Here is a 19,056-nt window from a genome sequence, read left to right as displayed (position 1 = left end):
ATGTTTTATGACCTTATCGCACGTGTCGGCTGGTTGACCGATTTAACTAACTGGCTATTGCAGCAAATCAAAGACGTATGGGATGCCTTTATGGCATTTATGAGCGATCTTTTCTATGTTTGGTTTGAACATCAGTTGCAAGTCTTGACGGCCGTTTTTGCGTTGCTCCCTGTGCCGGACTTTTTAAACGGTAGCAATCTGCAATCTTTGTTTGGATCTGGCGGACCTACTATCGGCTGGTTGATTGCGACATTTCAGATTGACAGGTGCATGGGCATTGTGTCCGCGGCTTGTGTGTTTTATGTGGTCAGGCGCTTTCTTACCCTGGGGATTTGGTGATGTTTGTATTTAATGAAGGCGTACCCCGTTCCGGCAAGTCTTATGACTGCATTAAGAACCATGTTCTGCCAGGACTGAAGCGTGGCCGTCATGTGTGGGCGCGTATCAACGGCTTGGAAACTCCCGAGTGCAGAGCGGCAATTGCTGAATATCTAAAGCTGCCTGTTGAGCATGTCGAAAAGTATTTGCATCACGTCGAAACCAAGGACGTAGTTGAAACATTTAAGGCCCGTCAAGACAAAGAAACGCAACGGTGGCTTATCGAGGATCACTTTAAGGATGCGTTGGTTATCATCGATGAGATACACGAATTCTATGTTGAATCGCGGCAGCCCTTGGACCCTGCTACAGAAAACTTTTTTGCGCTGCTAGGCCAGAATGGCGGTGACGGCGTCATTATGACGCAGATGTTTGCGCGGCTTCATGCGGCGGTCCGTGGACGCATTGAGCGCAAACATAGCTTCGTCAAACTTTCTGCCTTTGGCTTGGACGGAAAATATCGCGTCACCTATTGGAATTGCTACGCAGCGGGTAAGTTCCAGAAAATAGGTAGCAAAGTGATGTCTTATGATAAGGCGATTTTTCCGCTTTATCACGGCTATGCGCAGGGATCTACAAATAAAGAGGTATATAAAGAGGGGTCTAAAACGGTTTGGAGCTTGATCGCGGTTGGTCTAGTCTTTTTGCTGGTTGTGGGTGCTGGTGGCGCTTACTTTTTCGTAGGGTTTTTTAAGTCGCCTCAAAAGGTGTTGGGCAAATCGGAAGATCATCAGCAGACGGTCGCCCCCGGCGCTGCCGTTGGGCGTGTGTATCAGGAACCGGCGTCCTCTACTTCCGTCAAGGCGGCACAGCCTGTTGTGGAGGCGCCTGACCCGTTCAAGGGGCTTAGTGGGGAACAGCGCTACGTGGCCGAACTGTCAAAGAACGCCAGGATTCGCCTTGCCATGCTTGCTATGGTCGGTGACGATCCGCGCGCATCGATTGAGTGGGTGGATTCCTCCAACGTCACCACGGAAACGTTGGATTTGCGGCAGCTTCGTGCGCTTGGCTATGACGTGTCTGTCGAACCTTATGGCGTGCGTCTCAAGGCCGGTGATGTCACTTATGTTGCGACGGCTTGGCCACGCACGTTGCCTATCCGCGACCAGGAGGTGCACACCTACAACACGCGCGAGGCGGGCATGGCCGGCGATGGCGCGGGTGCGCGCGATAGCGCGCAGAGCGCCGTTGCCGGCCGTTCCGCGTCAGGAGTGCGAGGTGGCGTGATCCCCAAGCAGGCGAGGGCGCTTGGCACGTTTCCGGAGTCCAAGGCGTATTCGACTGGCAGTGTGACGCCGCCCACCACCTTGGACATGTAATTACGTGACGCGTCACTTATAACTATAGATCATTAGACATTAGTGATGCGTCACGATATAATTGATCCACACAAACGGGGTCGAAGCCATGAACGGTACTCAAGCACTTGTCGGCATCCAGGGTCTGGTTCTTCTGCTGTATGGCGTCTACCGCTACTACATGTTCCTCTATGATCGCGCCAAGGATAAGGAGTAACGTTATGCGTGACGAAAGAGACCCGGGCACCATGGAAATGCCACTTCCCCGTCGCCGTGGCCGCCCTCCCAAGTACGAAAGGCCGATGACCGCTGCCGAGCGTGCCGCCATGTATCGCCTGCGTCAGGTCACTGAGTCGTGTCGCGTGACGACTGACCCGGCCGAACTTGCCACCCTGTCCGACGTGATCTTGCTCAACCGTCTGCGTAAGGACATGGCTGATGGCTACAAGCGCAATGTCAAGGCGATCTTGGCTGAGATTGCTCGCCGCCACACTTAAGTGACGCATCACCAATATGGCTAACATCGACTTGTGGGCTACCGCTCAACTCGTTGCCGTTTTGGGGCTTTCTGGTGCCGGCCTCGCTTCCGGCATCCGCGCCACTTGCCGCGGCGCCATGTTGTTCCGCACCCTCCGGTAGTTGTCTAAGCTTCAACCCTGGCGCTTAGGTATGATCCGCGCAACAGGGGAGGGGTCATGGACGCTCGAGCATTTTTCGTTGTGTTAGCCGCAATCGCTCTGCCTGCTTATGGGCAGCAGGTTTACAAGTGTGTCGTCGCCAAGGCGGTGACCTATCAGTCTGCTCCATGCGCGTCGGGTGCCGCCGTCAAGTCCTGGGATGCGACTCCTGTTCCTGAGCCGTCCAACGCTGAGTTGTGGCGCCGCTACCGCTTGCAGCAGGAGCTAGACCGGCGATACGCCGCTCAGCATTCTGGCGGTGGCTATGGCGCCGCCGTCTCCGATTCCCATTCCGGTGGTGCCTGTGAGGCTGCTAAGCGGCATCGTGATGCTGTCTATGCCGCCGCTGGGCTGCATCGGTCGTTTGAGCTGTCTAGTCAGATGGACAACGCTGTCCAGCAGGCATGCAAGTGATCGGGGTGCAGGGGCTTGCCCCTGCGTAGACGCCTCATCCTGCCATCTGCCCGAAGTGGCGTTCCCGCCAGGTCGCAAGGTCCACCACAACGACCTTCACCATTGACTGCTGACGCGCTTTCCTGGCCTGGTTCCGATTACGTGCCGCGTCACGTAAATCAGTCGCGTCTGCGCGCCAAAGCAGGCCGCGCAGCCTGCGTTCGGGGATCCTTTCGCCAGTTGGCGCCACTAGGTCCCGGCCAGCAAGCCGCCATCCCGCCCATGGTCCGTGCAGGTCGACGTGGTTGTCGATGACGTGCCGGGCGTGCGCCTGTGCACAGTGGTTCGGGCAGGGTTTGCCAGCCTGCCAGCACGGCGGCCGTCGATCGATGTCGTAGGTGTCACTCACGCTGCGATTTCCTTGTCGCTAGGGGGTCGAGGCGGCAAGCAAGAGGTGAGCCATAGCCAGATCCAGCGCAGCCGCGCCAGCATCATGCGCATATGCTTTTTCGCATAATGTATCTTATGTAAAATCAGCAAAGCATACATGCCCGGCTGGGCTTCCGACCGACGCTCCCGCAGCCATCGGATATCCAGACACCATCATACCGGTGCTCGCCAAACCAGCGCCCAGACCAGCACGCATACCTCCCTCGACACTTGGACACGCACGATCGCGACCGGCATGTCAGCGACGGGATGCGCACCACGTCCGCAATGCCCCATCGCTCGACGTCAGCCATGCACGCATCAATTGTCTACAGGCGTAGCGTCGGCGATGCGCGCAGTTTTTAGACAACTGCAGGCCGCTCGTTCGCAAACCACTGCAGGTTTCGCGATTTCATGTACCACCCACGCATGCAGACGCAAATCGTTGAATCCCTGGGTCTGGGAAGCAGACCGGCCGATATCGATGGTGAAAGGAAACGCGACCGGCAGATCGCGGCGGACGACGATTGCGCTGATCCCGGATTGACCCGTCGGTCGCGACTCGGCGTCGACTGCTTCCTGTCCATGCAGTTGTCGCCTTGCGCGCTTGGGGTTCCATGCTATGGTCCGGCGCACGGCAAGGGGGCTGCCGCGGGGGCGTCCGGTTACGCCACGGGCGTTGGGGTCGTTGTTGTTGTCAGGCAGGGACCGCCAGATGGCAAACGCAATCGAATTACCCAAACTCTCCACTCCCAGCGGCGGCAGCGCTGTCCGGGGGATGGGCGAGAGTTACACCGCAGACGATTTCACCGGTGCGGCCACGTTCCGGATCCCCATCCCCGCCTCCGCCTGCCGCGAGGTCACGCCATCGCTCACGCTGGGCTACGCCAGCGGGGGCGGCAATGGGCCCTTCGGCCTGGGATTCGATGTCGCCCTGCCCCGCATCGCGCGCCGCACCGACGGGGCCATCCCACGGTATGACGACACGGACGAGTTCATGGCCGATGGCGAGATGCTGGTGCCGGCGCTGGCACAGGTCGGGGATCAGTGGCAACCCGTCGTCCATCAGCGCTCCGAAGGCGATGTCGAGTATCGGGTGGTGCGCTTCCGCAAGCGCGTGGATGGCGACGGAACGCGTTTCGAGCATTGGCGGCGGCTCAGCGACAACGACGCACATTGGCGGATCGCCAGTGCGGACGGCAGTGTGGCCGTGCTGGGGCGCGATGCGTCTGCGCGCATCGCGGATCCAGCGGCGCCTTCGCACGTGCTGGCCTGGCTGATCGAATCCTCGGCGACCGCCTCGGGCGATCGCGTCGCGTATCGCTACAAGGCAGAGGACGGAGCCAATGTTCCGTGCGTGCCCAGCAACGCCGGGCGCGACCAGACCGCGAATCGTTACATCGCCGAGATCCGCTATGGCGCCTACGACGATGGCCAAGGTGGACTGGCCTACGCGATGCGTCTGCTGTTCGACTATGGCGAATACGACATCGGCGTCGGCAATCCCGATCCGTACACGCCGGTGCGCGCCTGGCCTGCGCGACAGGATCCCTTCTCCAGCTATCGCAGCGGATTCGAGGTACGCACCTATCGGCTATGCCGTGGTGTGCTGATGTTCCATGCCCTGCCCGAACTGGGTGCGACCCCGTGCCTGGTCGGGGCAACCGTGCTCGAGTACACCGTGCAGGACGGATTGTCGGTGCTGAGCCGCGCGGTGCAGCGCGGCTATCGCCGCGTGTCCGAGGGCACGTACGCGATGCTGGAGATCCCGGGCGTCAACCTGGACTATCAGCGGTTCGAGCCGGCGCTGCAGGGGTTCCAGCCGGTGGCGCCAGCGAGCGGTGCCTTCCCTGCGCCGTTGTCGCAGGGCGAACTGATCGTCGCCGACCTGCTCGGCGAAGGATTGCCTGGCCTGCTGTTCAGCACGCCGTCCGCGTGCCAGTTCTGGCGCAACCTGGGAGATGGCCGCTTCGCCGCAGCGCTGACGCCGCAGGCAATGCCGGTGCAGCGCGACGTGTCGGCCGGACGCCAGTTGCTGACCAGTCTGCAGGGCAACGGCCAGTTGGATTGCGTGGTGGTGGAAGGCAGCCAGGCGGGCTACTACCGGTATCAGCGGGATGCGGGTTGGAGCGCGTTCCAGTCCTTCCCGCAGTGGGCGCCCGAAGCGGCCACGGCCGCGGCCCAGTATGTGGACCTGAGCGGCGCTGGCCTGGCCGACCTGCTGGTGATGCAGGGAACGGCGCTGCGCCGGTATCCCGGCCTGGGCGAGGCAGGCTATGGCGACCCGGTCGCGCTGGTGCTGCAGGACGGCGTACCCGATCCACGCACGGCCTCGCCGATGGAGTTCATCGACTTCGTCGATCTCGTCGGTGATGGTGGCGCGCACCTGGTGCGCATTCGCGACGGCAGCGTGGAGTGCTGGCCCAGTCTGGGCTACGGTCGGTTCGGCGAGCGCGTGCTGTTCGACGGAGCGCCGGATTTCCCCGGCGGCTTCGACGCCAGCCGGCTGCGCGTGGCCGACGTCAGCGGTTCCGGTGGCGCGGACCTGATCTATTTCGGCGAACGACAGGTCTATCTCTATCTCAACCACGCCGGCAACGGATTCGCCGCGCCGGTGGTGGTCGCGGCGCCCGCCGCCTATTCCCAGCTCAGCTATGCCGGCAGCGCAGATCTGCTGGGGGGCGGTAGCCACGATCTGCTGCTGGGCACCGCCACGCAAGGGCAATGGCTGATCGATTTCACCGGCGGGCGCAAGCCCTGGCTGCTGACTGCGGTTCGTGGCGACCTGGGCGCCCGCACCGAACTGACCTACGGCACCTCGAGTCGGTTCGCCCTGGCCGACGCCCTCGCCGGCCGGCCATGGCCATGCACGTTGCCGTTCCCGGTGCAGGTGGTGACCTGTGTCACCAGCACGGAGCCGTTTTCCGCTTCCCGCCAGACCCTGCGAACGGCTTATCACGACGGCTACTACGACCCGATCGCCAAATCGTTTCGCGGATTCGGCCATGTCGAGCGCTGGACCACGCAGACCGTCGATGGCGCGTCTTTCGCGCCACCGGCGTTCACGAAGACCTGGTATCACACCGGGGCGTTCGTTGGCGGCCACTTGCAGACCCTGCAGTACCACAAGGATTACTGGCACGGCATCGAGGGCCGGCAGCCGACGCCGCCAGACAGCGTCATCCAGACCCTGACCTCCCCGCCCGATGCCGCATTGCTGCGCGTCGCCCATCGTGCGCTGAAAGGACAACTGCTGCGCAGCGAACGCTACGGCCTGGAGGGCGGCCCCGTGGAAGGCGTGCCGTTCACGGTGGTGAGCAACAGCTACACCGTCTCCCAAGCGCAACCGGGCCGTGGCGATCACGATGCGGTGTTTCAGGTGTCGGCGCGCGAAATCGTTACCGCAGTCTACGAACGCGATGCGCAGGATCCACGCGTCGGCCAGCAGTTCACGCTGGAGGTGGACGCTTACGGGCATGTGTTGCTTGCGGTCGATGTGGCCAACATGCGTGGCAACACCGCTGCCGGCGCAGCGCCCTCCTCCACCTGGCCCGCCTGCCAGACCCAGGCGTTGGTGACCGCCCAGCAGTCCTGCTTCGCGGCACCGCTGGAGCATGAGGGCGCGTTCGTCGTGCCGCCGCTCGAGCAAGTCGCCTATCAATTCGGCCAGGTCGCCGCCGCCGGTGGCGGCTGGCTGGATTTCGACACGGTGCGTGAGCGCGCGCGGACGGCGCTGCAGAACGTCCTTCCGCCGGAGCAGGCCTTCTCCGGTGTGCAACCACAGGCGCGACTGCGCCTGGACACGCGTCAGGTCTACTGGGACGCGGCGCGGACCCAACCATTGCCATTCGGCACTGTCGCCTGGCCTGTGCTGCTGCATCATGCGTCCACCACGCGGTTCAGCGCCGGCATGATCGCGCAGACCTATGGCGATCGCCTGAGCGCGCAGCAGCTGCGGGAAGAAGGTTTTCTGCAATACGAGGACGATTACTGGTGGGCGCCGGGCACCATCACGCACTATGGCGACGCGGCGCAGTTCTACCGCCCCCTCGGCGCGACCGATGCAGCCGGCCATCGGGTGAGCGTGACCTATGACACGTACGCCCTGCTGCCTGTCGCCATCAGCAATGCCGATGGCACGGCGCTGGCCGTCCCGGACTACCAGACGCTGCAGACCACGACGCTGACCGACGTCAATGGGGTCGTCGACCAGGTCTTGCCCGATGCGCTGGGGCGCGTGATCGTGGCCACTCGTTTTCACGCGCCCGCGGGCGGCACACGGCAGGGCGACGGCGACATCGGCCGCTACGTCGCCAAGACCGCGGCCAGCGTCGACCAGGTTCTGCGCGACCCGGCGGCCTACCTGCAGCAGATGACCGCCTACTTCTATTACGACGACCGTGTGGGCAGCGGTCAGCCGCCGGTCGTGTTGAGCGTGGCCCGTCAGCTGCATGTCAGCCAGTTGGCACAAGGACAGACCACGGCACTGAAGCTGGTGGCGAGCTACAGCGATGCGCTGGGCCGGCCACTGGAAACCAGGACGCAGGTCGAGGCGGCAGGCTGCGGCCGCGACCAGGACGCCTGGGTGTCCAACGATCTGGTGCAGTTGGACCTGCAAGGCCAGGCGGTGAAGCGCTGGCGGCCCCGCTTCACCGACACGGCGGCGTTCACCGCGGACCGCGAGGGCTGGCACGATACGGACTGGCGCGACGCGCAGGGGCGCGTGGTGGAGACGCTTACGGCCAAGGGCTTCATCGCGCGCAATGTCTACCGCGCCTGGACCGGCGAGCAGTGGGACCTGGACGACACGCTGCCCACCTCACCCTACTACCTGGCCCATATCGGCGACACTTCGCCAGCGTTCGCCGACGCGCGTCGCGCGCTCGAACAGGCGGCGTTCTTCGCGGACACTTACCTGACGCAGTGGCTGGATCCGCTCGGTCGCGTGGTCGACCTGGAGCAGCGCAATCGCAGCGCGGATGCACCGGACATCCGGTCGATGCTGACCACCAGCGTGCTCGATCTGGATGGACGCACGCTGGCGCTGGCCGATCCGCGTTTCAGTGCGCGCAATGCGGGCGGCGACACGCCGATCTGGAACATTGTCAGCGGCTACGACCTGGCCGGCAATACGATGTCGCTGCAGAGCGTGGATTCGGGCACGCGCATCGTCTTCAACGATGCCCTGGGACGGCTCGCCCATCAATGGGACGGCCGAGGCCTGCATTCGCGCCGCGAGTACGACGCCATGAACCGGCTCACGCAGGTGCATGTGGATGGGGTCGAGGGCGTGCACCAGGTGGTCGAGCGCCTGCGCTACGGCACCGACGCGGCGACCAACTCCATCGGCCGCCGCGTCGAACTGCGCGATGCGACCGGCGTGCTCAGCGACGGCCCGTTCGATCTCGGCGGGAGGCCCACCTGCAGTCGCTTCGAACTGCGCGTGGACTACAAGGACGAGGTGGACTGGTCCCCCGGCAAGACGGTCGCGCTCGAGCCGCCGCGTACCACGCAGAGCGAGCGCAATGCCTTCGAGCAACTGATCGACAAGCGATGCGCCGATGGCAGTCGCCAGCGGAACGGCTACTACGCGAACGGTTGGCTCGCCTTCAGCGACCTCACCCTGGCCGGAGCCTCCTCCCCCACGCAGGTGGTGACGGAGGCGGTCTATTCGCCGGAGGGGACGCGTGCATCGGCACTGCTCGGGACCGGGGTGATGGCGGTTCGGGGCTACGAGGCCAGCACCGGCCGCCTGCTCGCCATCGATGTCACGCGCCGAGGCGACGGCAAGGCCTTGCAACAGATTGCCTACACCTACGATCCGGTCGGCAATGTCACCTGCGCCGAGGACGCCACCGTACCGCTGGTGTTCTGCAACCAGGCCCAGATCGGAGCGCGCCAGGACTATGGCTATGATGCGATCTACCGGCTGCTGCAGGCCACCGGCCGCGAGAACCCGGCCATCGGCGCTTCCACCTATCGCACCGGCTTCAAGCAGAGCGCCTATCTGCCGCTGTGCCCGGAAAATCCTGCCGACGGCACCAAGCTCGTGCCGTACCAGGAACGCTACGGCTACGACGACTCGGGCAACCTGGTGCAGCTCGTGCATAGCACGCCGCAGTCGACGCTCTCCTGGACGCGCGCCTATGCGGTGTCGCAAACCTCCAACCGCGTCGTGCTCGACGACGATGCGGGCGGGCGCGATCCGGACGCAGGCTACGACGCCAATGGCAACATGGTGGAGTTCGAACACCTGCGTTCGATGGACTGGGACTGGCGCAACAAGCCGCGGCGCGCGGTCCTGATCGCTCGCAATGGCGGAGACGACGACGCGCAGTACTACATCTACAACAGCGCCGGCCAACGGGTGCGCCGCGTCACCCAGCGCCTGACCGCCGGCGGCCTGCAGGTGGAGGACAAGGTCTATCTGGACGGGTGCGAACTGGTGCGTACGCTGTCCGCATCCGGCACACCCGAGGTGGCCCGGACCGGGATTTCCGTCGGCGACGGCGGAGCGCGCGTGCTGATGGCGTACTACTGGCCGGCCAGCGACGGACGCGCACCGCAATGGCGTTTCCAGCTCGCCACGGTCACCGGCTCGTCGGCGCTCGAGGTCGAAGCCGACGGCGCGGTGATCAGCTATGAGGAGTACTTTCCGTACGGCGGCACGGCGATCATTGCCGGCAATGCGCAAGCCGAGGTCAAGCTCAAGGACTACCGGTTCTGCGGCAAGGAGTGCGACGACGCCACCGGGCTGTACGACTTCGGCGACCGCTGCTACGCGACCTGGCTGGCGCGCTGGCTCAGTCCCGATCCCAACGGGCCGGTCGACAGTCCCAATCTCTACCAGTACGTCGGGTGCAACCCCTTGTCGTGGGTCGATCCCAGCGGCGGATGCAAGGCCAAGATCGCGGTGCCGCAAGCCGGTACGACCGCGGCGTTCAGCAGCTTCGAGACGAATTACCGCTACCTCACCCAGTCCGAAGCAGCCTCGTACCAGCAACTGGCACAGGACATCCACGAATACGTGTATCTGTTCAAACCCGAAGCGACCAAGTCCTACGACGCCCGCCTGTCGCCTCAGCTCGAATTCCGCGTCCTGTCGATGTTCGAGACGTTCAAGCCGCTGCACATCGCGTCCAACCCGGAACTGCTGGACGTTTTCCGGACCGCGCAGACCAAGGCCGGAGTGGATGACGACACCGGCGGCATCTCGACCTATACGAAGATGCGCTCGCCGCATTTCACCAAGGCGATGAACGATACCGAGATGGGAGACATCGTCGCCTCCGACGATTTCTACCGGACGGTGGAACTGCACCACGGGGCGAAGAAGCAGTTCCTGCCGCAATTCGCCACCAATGCCAGCAATCTCTGGGCGGTGTCGCGCGGAGGCAGCAGCTACGGTGTCGTGGGGCAGCACGAGGGGGCGTTCCACACGGTCGGCGCGGCCAAGTTCGGCAACATCTACACGACCGAAATCGGCGCCTACACCGGCCTGATGCTGCACTGGCAGGGCTTGCGGGCGCTGCCTGGCGACGATCCGCTGGACGCCTTCAAGCCACCGCCTCCGCCCACGCCCTCGGTCCTGGTCCCGACGCTGCCGAGTTTCCAGTCGCTGTTGGACTCGATTCCCCCTTCGTCGTACTGGCAGCCGGTGGTTCAGTCGTACGTCCCGCCGCAGCCGATGTCGTGGTCTTCATCCCCTGCACCGACGTTCATCTACACGTCCAACCCGCAGGGTGGCTTCGGTCACCCGCCGGTCCACCCCGGCTGGTAGCGCGTTCGATCGACCTGCGTCGCTCGGACTCCCCTCCCTCTGCTCCATGCAACGAGGTTCGCCATGCTCGACTCCCCTGTCCCAGGCAGTTCCGTCGCCGCACGTCGGTCCGCGACAGCGCCACAGTTGCGCACCACGCTCGCCGATGTATCCGGCGCGCATCCGGTGTTGGCCTCGTTGCCGGCTGGCACGTCCAGCCAAGCCTTGCTGACGCTGAACCTCTGGGACGGCGATGCCCTGGCCGCGCTGGGACTCGAGGGTGAACAACACGCTGCCGTCCGGGCGTCGCTGCATCATTACCAACGCATGGCGCGCATCGGGGTCGCGCCTATCCACGCCGACAGCCTGAAAGCGCGTGGCCTGATCAGCGCGCACCACATCGCATCGCTGCCGCGGCGTCGCTTCGTCAGCGAATACGCCGATTGCCTGGGCTCGGCCGAAGAGGCCGCTCGCGTCCACGACGAAGCCCGCAGCGTCCAGACCCGCGTGACCCACGCGTGGGCAAGGCTCCGCGATCAGTTGGCGCCACACGTGCGCGACAACCGCTACCTGCGGCCAAGCGACGCCCTGCTCGGTGCGACGGCCGAACTGCCCAGCTACATCGAGCTGTTCGGCACGCTGGATTACATGGAAGTGCCCGACTATCAATCCGTCCTGGGGCCGTCGGCGTATTTCGTCGACCTGATGCGCGTGATCGAAGACACCATCGTCGCCGGGAACCCGGCCATCGACGCTGCGTACGCGCTCGCCACGCGGCGCCCGGATATGTTCAGCACCCTGCTGACCGGCGCGAACGCGCTCGATCCGCTACCCAAGATCGACATCGTCAATGCGGTCATCTCCAAGCGCTTGAGCGGCACGTTGGGTGCCGATGCCGACTATGCGATCGCGACCCGGGTCTTTCCGTTCTTCCTGCCGCAGAACCTGCATCTGCTGGGCCTGCGCGCCACCCTGAAGATCGATGGTCAGTCGCTGGCCACGGTGTACGAGGAGTTCCTGGCGGCAAAGGGCGGCGCGGGCGACATGCCCACGCCCATCGACGTGGCCTGCGAACTGTTGGGCCTGAGCAAAGAGCAGCGCGTCATCGTCACGACGGCGGACACCACCGCGGGAACGCTGTCCCAGTACTACGGCCTGCCCGCCGACTCCACCGCGCCCTCCCCCATCGCGCTCGCGACCGATCTGGGAAGCGTCTCGGTCGCCCAGGGCCAACTCGCCGTGACCGGCGCCGGATTCACCGACGCGCTCGTCGGCTGGGTGGTGAATGCTGGCGGCGTCCTGCGCGTCGTCAACAGCGTCGACAGCGCGACCGAGCTGCGCGTGGATACGCCCTGGCCCACCACCCAGACCGGCGTCGCCGCGCACGCCTACCCGCCGCAGAGCGTGGCGCAGCTTGCGGTGTTCTCTCGGGTGACGGGGACGGACACACCCGGCGTGCTGACCCTGTTGACGCAGGATCTGAGCCCGCTGGAAATCGCCAGCGGCCTGGCGGGCCGCTTCTACATCAACGCGACGAACGAGGGCGCCCCGGTTGCGGTGCTGAGCGACCTTTCCGATGCGAACTACAGCCTGGACCTGCTCATCGGGCTGAGCCTGGACCGGCTGGATCGCATCAACCGCTTCATGCGGCTGGCAGCGACATGTCGCTGGACGCCGGCCGACCTCGACTGGGCGCTCGCCTGCGCGGCAGGCGGCAGGCTCGACGAGGCCGCCCTGCTCCAACTTGCGTCGCTGTCTCGCCTGATGGCGCGGCTTGCCCTGCCGCTGGACGAAGCCTGCGCGTTGTTCGCCACGGTGAAGACCTACGGCCGTGGCAACGACGCCCGCCCGACCGACCTGTTCGATCGCGTGTTCAACACCACCCGCGTGCTGGAAGACGGCGCGCCGTATCGCCCGACGTACGCCGGCAATCCGTTGTTCACCTCCGATCCGATCGCATGGTCGCCCGACGCCGATGATGCCGATAGCCGCCGCGTGCTCGCCTGGCTGGCCGGTGCGCTGCGGCTGAACGAAGCCGACCTGCGCTTGCTGGCGGCGCGGATCGGCGGACCTGCTCCGGTGACGCTCGACGTTCCCATGCTGTCGCGTTTCTACGCCCTGGCCCGGTTGTCGCGCGCACTGAAGCTGAAGCTGCCCTCGCTGATGCAGGCGATCGACCTGCTGGGCGACGGCATTCCCGACAGCCTGGAAGGCGTGGTCGCACTGGTCGCCTTCAAGGACGCCGTGGACCAGGCCGGGCTGTCGCTCGACGACCTCGGCTACATCATCGACGGCGTTGTGCTGGGCAAGCTTCCGGGTGCCCTGGATCCGCAGACGATTCCGCCGTTTCTCGCCACCCTGCGCACCCTGGGCAAAAGCTGGCTGCTGGGACGGCAGTCGTTCGTGTTCGACAACATCGACGCGCAGCGATCGACCGAACTGTTCAAGGCGTTCGTCGCCCTGGGCTGCATCGACGCCGACGGCGTGGTGCTGCTGCCGAGCGCACCGGATTTCAGCACGGTGGCAGCGCTGTTCCCCGTCACCGTGGCGCTGTTGCAGGTCCAGCCGCTCACCGAAGCCGACGCCGCACAGGCGCATGCCGGACTGACCGTCGCCGGGATCCTCGCCGAGGATCGACTGACCGCGGAGGTGACGCGCCAAACCGATCTGGCCTTCCTCTTCCCGGACGATCCCAGGCGCCAGTCGAAGATCGATGCCGTACAGAACGTTCTCCTGCAGGCCAGCGGCGACATCGTGCACACGGCGGCGGTGCTTGGCGACGCGCTGAGCGAGCAGTTGCTCGGCATCTACACGCAGCTGTCGCTGCTGTTCGAGGACAAGGTCGAGATGGCCCAGGCGGTGACCTCGCTCACGCTGGGCGAACTGGGCGTGCCGCAGCAGTTGCTGCTGACGCCGCCGGTGGATCTCGCCGCCGTGGTCGATGCGCTGGTCAACGCCGACCGCCTGGCCTACGCCGCAGGCAAGCTGGGCATCAATGCGCAGGACATGGGCACGGCCTGCCTCATTCCGGGGGCGTTCGGCTTCGTCGACCTCGCCCATCCCAACCTGAAGGACGTGTACCTGCTGGGCACGTATGCGCGACTGATCAAGGCGTTCGCGACCACCGGCTTCATGATCGCCGGCTATCTGCTCGCACCGCTGCAGCCGCCCTACGTGAAGCTGCAAGCCCTGCAGGTGGTCAGCGGATGGCCGGTCGCGCAATCGGCGGCGTTGATCGCGGCGCTATGGGGCAGCAACGAGGGCTTCAACGACCTGCGCGGCCTCGAGCGCATGCGCGTGTGCTTCAACCGCGCCGGCAGTTCCGGCGTGGAGCTGGAGTCCATGCTGGCCCTGGCACGCAGCGCCGGCTACGCCCGACTGCCGTTGCCCACCGTGTCGGGAGGCGATGCCGCGGCCTGGGGGCGCTGGGCCACCCTGGCGCAGGCCGCACTGGACATGCTCAAGGCCAAGTACGGGACCGCTGCCTGGGCGGAAATGTCGCAGCCGGCCCACGACGCGGTGGCCGAAACCCGCCGCAGCGCGCTGGTGGCCCTGGCGGTGCTGTTGCTGCAAGCGGACGTGTCCATGGTCGATTCGCCGCGCGGCCTGAGCGAATATTTGCTGATGGACGTGGAATCGTGCAGTTGCGCGACCACCACGGTCATTCTGGAGTTGACCTTGGCCGCGCAGATGTACCTGCAGCGCTGCCGCATGGCGCTGGAGCCGGGCGTGACCAGCGCCGAGATCTCCGACCTCACGTGGAGCTGGCTGTCCAGCTACCGCGTGTGGGAAGCCAATCGCAAGGTCTTCCTCTATCCGGAGAGCTACATCGACCCGACGCTGAGGCGCTCGCGCACGCCGCTGTTTTCGGCGCTGCTCGACCAGTTGCAGCAGGGGGAGATCACCGATGCATCGGTGACCAACGCGCTCACCCAGTATCTCACCGCGCTGGACGAGCTGGCCAAGCTGCAGACGGTGGGTTCGGTCTACTGCACGGCGCCGGATCCGGAAACCGGTGAGCTGGTCGATCAGTTGATCATGGTCGGTCGCACTTCGGACGAGCCGTTCGGCTACTACCTGCGCACGATGGAGGATGGCGCGGTCTGGTCGGCCTGGCACAAGGTGGACCTCAAGATTCCCGCAGCCACGGTGACGCCCGCGCACGCCTTCGGCCGCCTGTTCCTGTTCTGGGTCGAGACGGAAGAGGCCAGCGTCGGCTTGCTGGAAGGCACTTCGCAGCAAAACGTCAGCAGCCTGCGCGGCTCGATCCGTTACGCCTACCAGCGCCTGGACAAGACCTGGACGGCACCGCAGCCGGTGCTGACCGGCATCGTCTTCGACGCGATGCCCGACACCTACAAAACCTCGCTGGTGAATCCGGGCAGCGACGATCCGCTCGCCGGCATCGACGTCGGCCAGCCATACTGGTATCGGCCCTACGTCACCGTGATACCCGGCGAGCCCGGTACGACCGAACGCCTGGTGGTGACCTTCGGCAATGCGTACACGGCACAAGCCACGGCGTCGCTCAATCCGCCTGGCCCGGATCCGGCGACCGATCGCGCGCAGCTCAATCGCAGCGTGTACAACGCCTCGCTGGTCGCCAATGCGCTGCCATCCGGCACCCAGGGCTCGGTGCAACTGCTGCCGGCAGCCGTGGTCGACGACACCCTGGACATCACCGAAGCCTGGGCGTTCTTCGGCAATTACTCCCAGGGACCGCAGCCCTTCGGCGCCACGGCCTACCAGAACACGTTCCTGCTCATTCCCAGCACGAATGTGCTGATCGACAACATGCTGTCCGCAGGCTCGGACTACTATGACCGCGTCTATGCCGGCGGTGTCACCACCACGTGCCTGTACAGCCTGTCCCGGCAGGCGCAGGTGATCGGCGTGGCCAACCTGCCGGGCTGGTGGGTGTTGGACAACGGCGATGAGGCATTCCTGGCCTCGACCACCGACATCACGCTCAGGCAGATCGAGAAGATCGTCAGCCTGGCACCCAATGCGCTGAGCCTGGGCAATGGGCCGGACGAGGTTTCCCTGACCTGCGGCGCGTACACGGACGACTCCATCAATGTGCAGGATGCGGTGGTGCAGTTCACGCGCCTGAGCACCGGTGCCGTGGGCCACATGAACCGCGCGCTCTTCGCCGGCGGGATCGAAGCGCTGCTGTCCAATGCCACGCAGACCGCGCCGGGCGCCGGCGCGTTGTGCTTTACCCGTTTCTACAGTTCCACGCCGACCATCGCCGCGACCTGCGACCCGCAGGGCGACGGCATGCCGCCTCCGCCCAACACGATCCCGCCGGACGTGCTGTGCGGCGGTCAGGTCGATTTCAGCGGCGCGTATCGACCCTACTTCGAGGAGGTCTTCTTCCACATCCCGTTCCTGCTGGCCTCGATGCTCAACGCCAACCAGCGCTTCGCCGAGGCCAAGCGCTGGTACGACTTCGTCTTCGATCCGACCGCAGCGGTGCAGCATCCGGATGCGCCGCAGCCGGCGGTGTTCTGGCAGTTCCAGCCCTTTCGCGAAGACACATCGCTGCCGTCGCTGGCCAGGGAGCTCTCGGACAATACCGCGATCCTGCGCTGGAACAAGCATCCCTTCGACCCCTATTCCGTCGCCGATCTGCGTCCCAGCGCCTTCAGGAAGACGATGGTGATGCACTACATCGACAACCTGCTGGATTGGGGCGATGCGCAATTCGCGCTGGATACGCAGGAATCGCTCAACCAGGCGCTGCTGCTGTATCTGATGGCCTACGACCTGCTCGGGCCGAAGCCGCGCGAACGCGGCAGCATGCCCACGCCGACGCCGATCAATTTCCAACACATCCTCGACACCTACGGCGAGGATATCCCGCAGTTCCTGATCGACCTGGAGACGGCACTGCCGGTCGCGCCCCCGGCCCAGTTCCAGTACAACCCCGCCCCGTTCAACCTGTTGCAGACCTATTTCGGCGTGGGAGAGAACGCCGACCTCGTCGGCTACTGGGCGCGCATCGAAGACCGGCTCTACAAGCTGCGCCATTGCATGAACCTGGCCGGCGTGGTGCGCCAGCTCCCGTTCTACCAGCCGCCCCTGGATCCCAACGCCCTGGTCGCGGCCGTGGCCAGAAACGGGGGACAACTGCCGGAAGTGCTGGGGCACAGCCCGGCGGCGGGGCCAAGCTATCGCTTCCGCACCATGCTCGAGCGGGCAAAATCGTTGACGCAGACCTTGATCGGCTTCGGTGGCGCTTTGTTGGCCGCCCTGGAAAAGAAGGACGCCGAGGCGCTGGCGCTGCTGCAGAACATGCAGGAGCGTGTCGTTCTCTCGCTCACGACGCAGATGAAGGAGCAGCAGGTCGTCGATGCCGAGCAGTCCCTCGAGGGATTGCGCACCGCCTACGCATCGGCGGTGTATCGCCAGCACTACTACGCCAACCTCGTCGACGAGGGCCTGTCGCCAGCCGAGCAAGTCAACATCGCCATGATGGCCCTGGCCAATGTGTTCCAGACACAGTCCGGTGTCATGCGGGCGATGTCCAGCGCGGCCCATCTGGTGCCGAACGTCGGGTCGCCGTTTGCCATGACCTACGGCGGCATCCAGATCGGCTTCGCCTTCGATGCCGCTTCGGCCATCTTCGAGACGGTCTCGCGCAATTTCGACTTCGCCTCGACCCTCAGTTCGGTCCTTGCCGGCTATCAGCGGCGCAGCCAGGAATGGTCGCTGCAGGCGCAGTTGGCCGGCTATGAGGCCAGCCAGCAGCAGAGTCAGATCGCGGCGGCGCAGGCGCGCGTGGCGATGGCGCAACGCGACCTGCAGTTGAACGGCCTGCAGATCGCCCAGGCCGACGACACGCAACGCTTCCTTCTGGACAAGTTCACCAGCGCCGAGCTGTACAACTGGATGTCCACCCGCCTGTCCGCGCTGTACTTCCAGACGTACAAGCTCGCCTTCGACCTGGCGATGGCGGCCCAGCGCGCCTATCAGTACGAAATGGACAGTACTGCCACGTTCGTGGACTTCCGCTATTGGGACAGCGGGCGGAGGGGCTTGCTGGCGGGCGAAGGCCTGTTGTTGGGCCTGAGCCAGATGGAGAGCAGCTTCCTGTCCGGCAACACGCGGCGGTTGAGCATCACCAAGACCATTTCCCTGCGCGACCTGGATCCCAAGGCGCTGTTGGACCTGCAGAACACCGGCAAATGCACCTTTGGGCTGAGCGAACTGCTGTTCGACCTGGACTATCCAGGGCACTACTGCCGCAAGATCCAGAACCTCACCGTCACTGTTCCATCGGTCGTCGGTCCTTACCAGGATCTGCATGGCCTGTTGACCCAGACCGGCAACACGATCCTCATGAGCGCCGATCCGGACGCGGTGGCATTCCTGCTTGGCGAAGAAACGGCCGCCCCTGTCGATAGCGTACTGCGCTTGAACTGGCGCAGCCAGCAGCAGATCGCGATCTCGCGTGCGGTCGACGACAACGGCGTCGGCGTCGAATCCGGCGAGGACCGCTATGTCCCCTTCGAAGGCACCGGCGCGGTCTCGCAATGGCAGTTGGAGATGCCGCAGCGCACGAACGGCTTCGACCTGGCGACCATCTCCGACGTGATCGTCCAGATCGACTACACCGCGCTGGCCGGCGGCCAGGAGTTTCAGAAGGCCGTCGCCAGCAAGCTCCCCGGCACGATCGCCGGCGCGCGCCTGCTGGAACTGAGCCAGTCCACCAGCGCCTGGTACGCCTTCATGAATCCGGCCACGGACGACGCTGCCCAGACGTTGCAGTTCCGCGTGCCGCGCACGCTGTTCCCGTTCAACCTCGACGGGCCGTTGACCCTTTCGGGCGCCTACCTGCAACTGGTGGTGGCGAACAGCGTCTTTGTCGGGCCTATGCCGATCACCCTGTCCGTGCCGGGCGTGCTCGACCCGATGCCGCTGACCTTTCCGAAAGACAACATCTCGGCCGCCGTCGCGTTCGACGCCGCACTGGATGCCACGGCGAACTGGATGCTGCAGGTACAGCGGGCCGACATCCCGAACGAACTGAAGCTGGGGAACGGACTGGATCCGGCAAAGTTGGTCGGGATCTACCTGCTGCTGACCTTCAGCGGCGAGGCGGCGTAAGGCCCTGCCG

General features: G+C 64.8%; 6 protein-coding genes. 5 read left to right on the top strand and 1 reads right to left on the bottom strand.

The genetic code is table 11. The features are described 5' to 3' along the window. The 3 genes from AC1PK7_RS10645 to AC1PK7_RS10635 all read left to right on the top strand — a co-directional run bounded on the left by AC1PK7_RS10645 (position 1) and on the right by AC1PK7_RS10635 (position 2,173). Positions 1–339, top strand: a complete 339-nt coding sequence (locus tag AC1PK7_RS10645) for a phage coat protein (RefSeq protein ID WP_481100758.1) — start codon at positions 1–3, stop codon at positions 337–339. Continuing rightward, positions 339–1,697, top strand: coding sequence for a zonular occludens toxin domain-containing protein (locus AC1PK7_RS10640; protein ID WP_481100757.1), 1,359 nt, complete (start codon positions 339–341; stop codon positions 1,695–1,697). Before AC1PK7_RS10645 ends, AC1PK7_RS10640 begins: the two co-directional genes overlap by 1 nt. Positions 1,698–1,978: 281 nt before the next feature. Next, positions 1,979–2,173 (top strand): hypothetical protein, encoded by a 195-nt coding sequence (locus AC1PK7_RS10635; RefSeq protein ID WP_481100756.1) that lies wholly within the window; start codon positions 1,979–1,981, stop codon positions 2,171–2,173. A gap of 628 nt (positions 2,174–2,801) precedes the next feature. Here AC1PK7_RS10635 and AC1PK7_RS10630 read toward each other — a convergent pair. Then, complete coding sequence (locus AC1PK7_RS10630) at positions 2,802–3,155, bottom strand: DUF3653 domain-containing protein (protein WP_481100755.1); 354 nt, start codon at positions 3,153–3,155, stop codon at positions 2,802–2,804. Positions 3,156–3,890: 735 nt separating this feature from the next. On the opposite strand from AC1PK7_RS10630, the gene AC1PK7_RS10625 reads away from it, so the two are divergent. Both AC1PK7_RS10625 and AC1PK7_RS10620 read left to right on the top strand, forming a co-directional pair. Further along, positions 3,891–10,955 carry a SpvB/TcaC N-terminal domain-containing protein gene (locus AC1PK7_RS10625; RefSeq protein WP_481100754.1) on the top strand — a complete coding sequence of 2,355 codons (7,065 nt, stop codon included), beginning with the start codon at positions 3,891–3,893 and terminating at the stop codon, positions 10,953–10,955. A 63-nt stretch (positions 10,956–11,018) separates the two neighbouring features. Further along, entirely contained in the window at positions 11,019–19,046 is an 8,028-nt protein-coding gene (locus AC1PK7_RS10620) for a Tc toxin subunit A-related protein (protein ID WP_481100753.1), read from the top strand. The last annotated feature ends 10 nt before the right edge of the window (positions 19,047–19,056 follow it).

The organism is Xanthomonas sp. NCPPB 3174 (assembly GCF_056725205.1).
The sequence above is the reverse complement of the archived record's forward strand: the minus strand, read 5'-3'. Positions and strand labels throughout refer to the sequence as shown.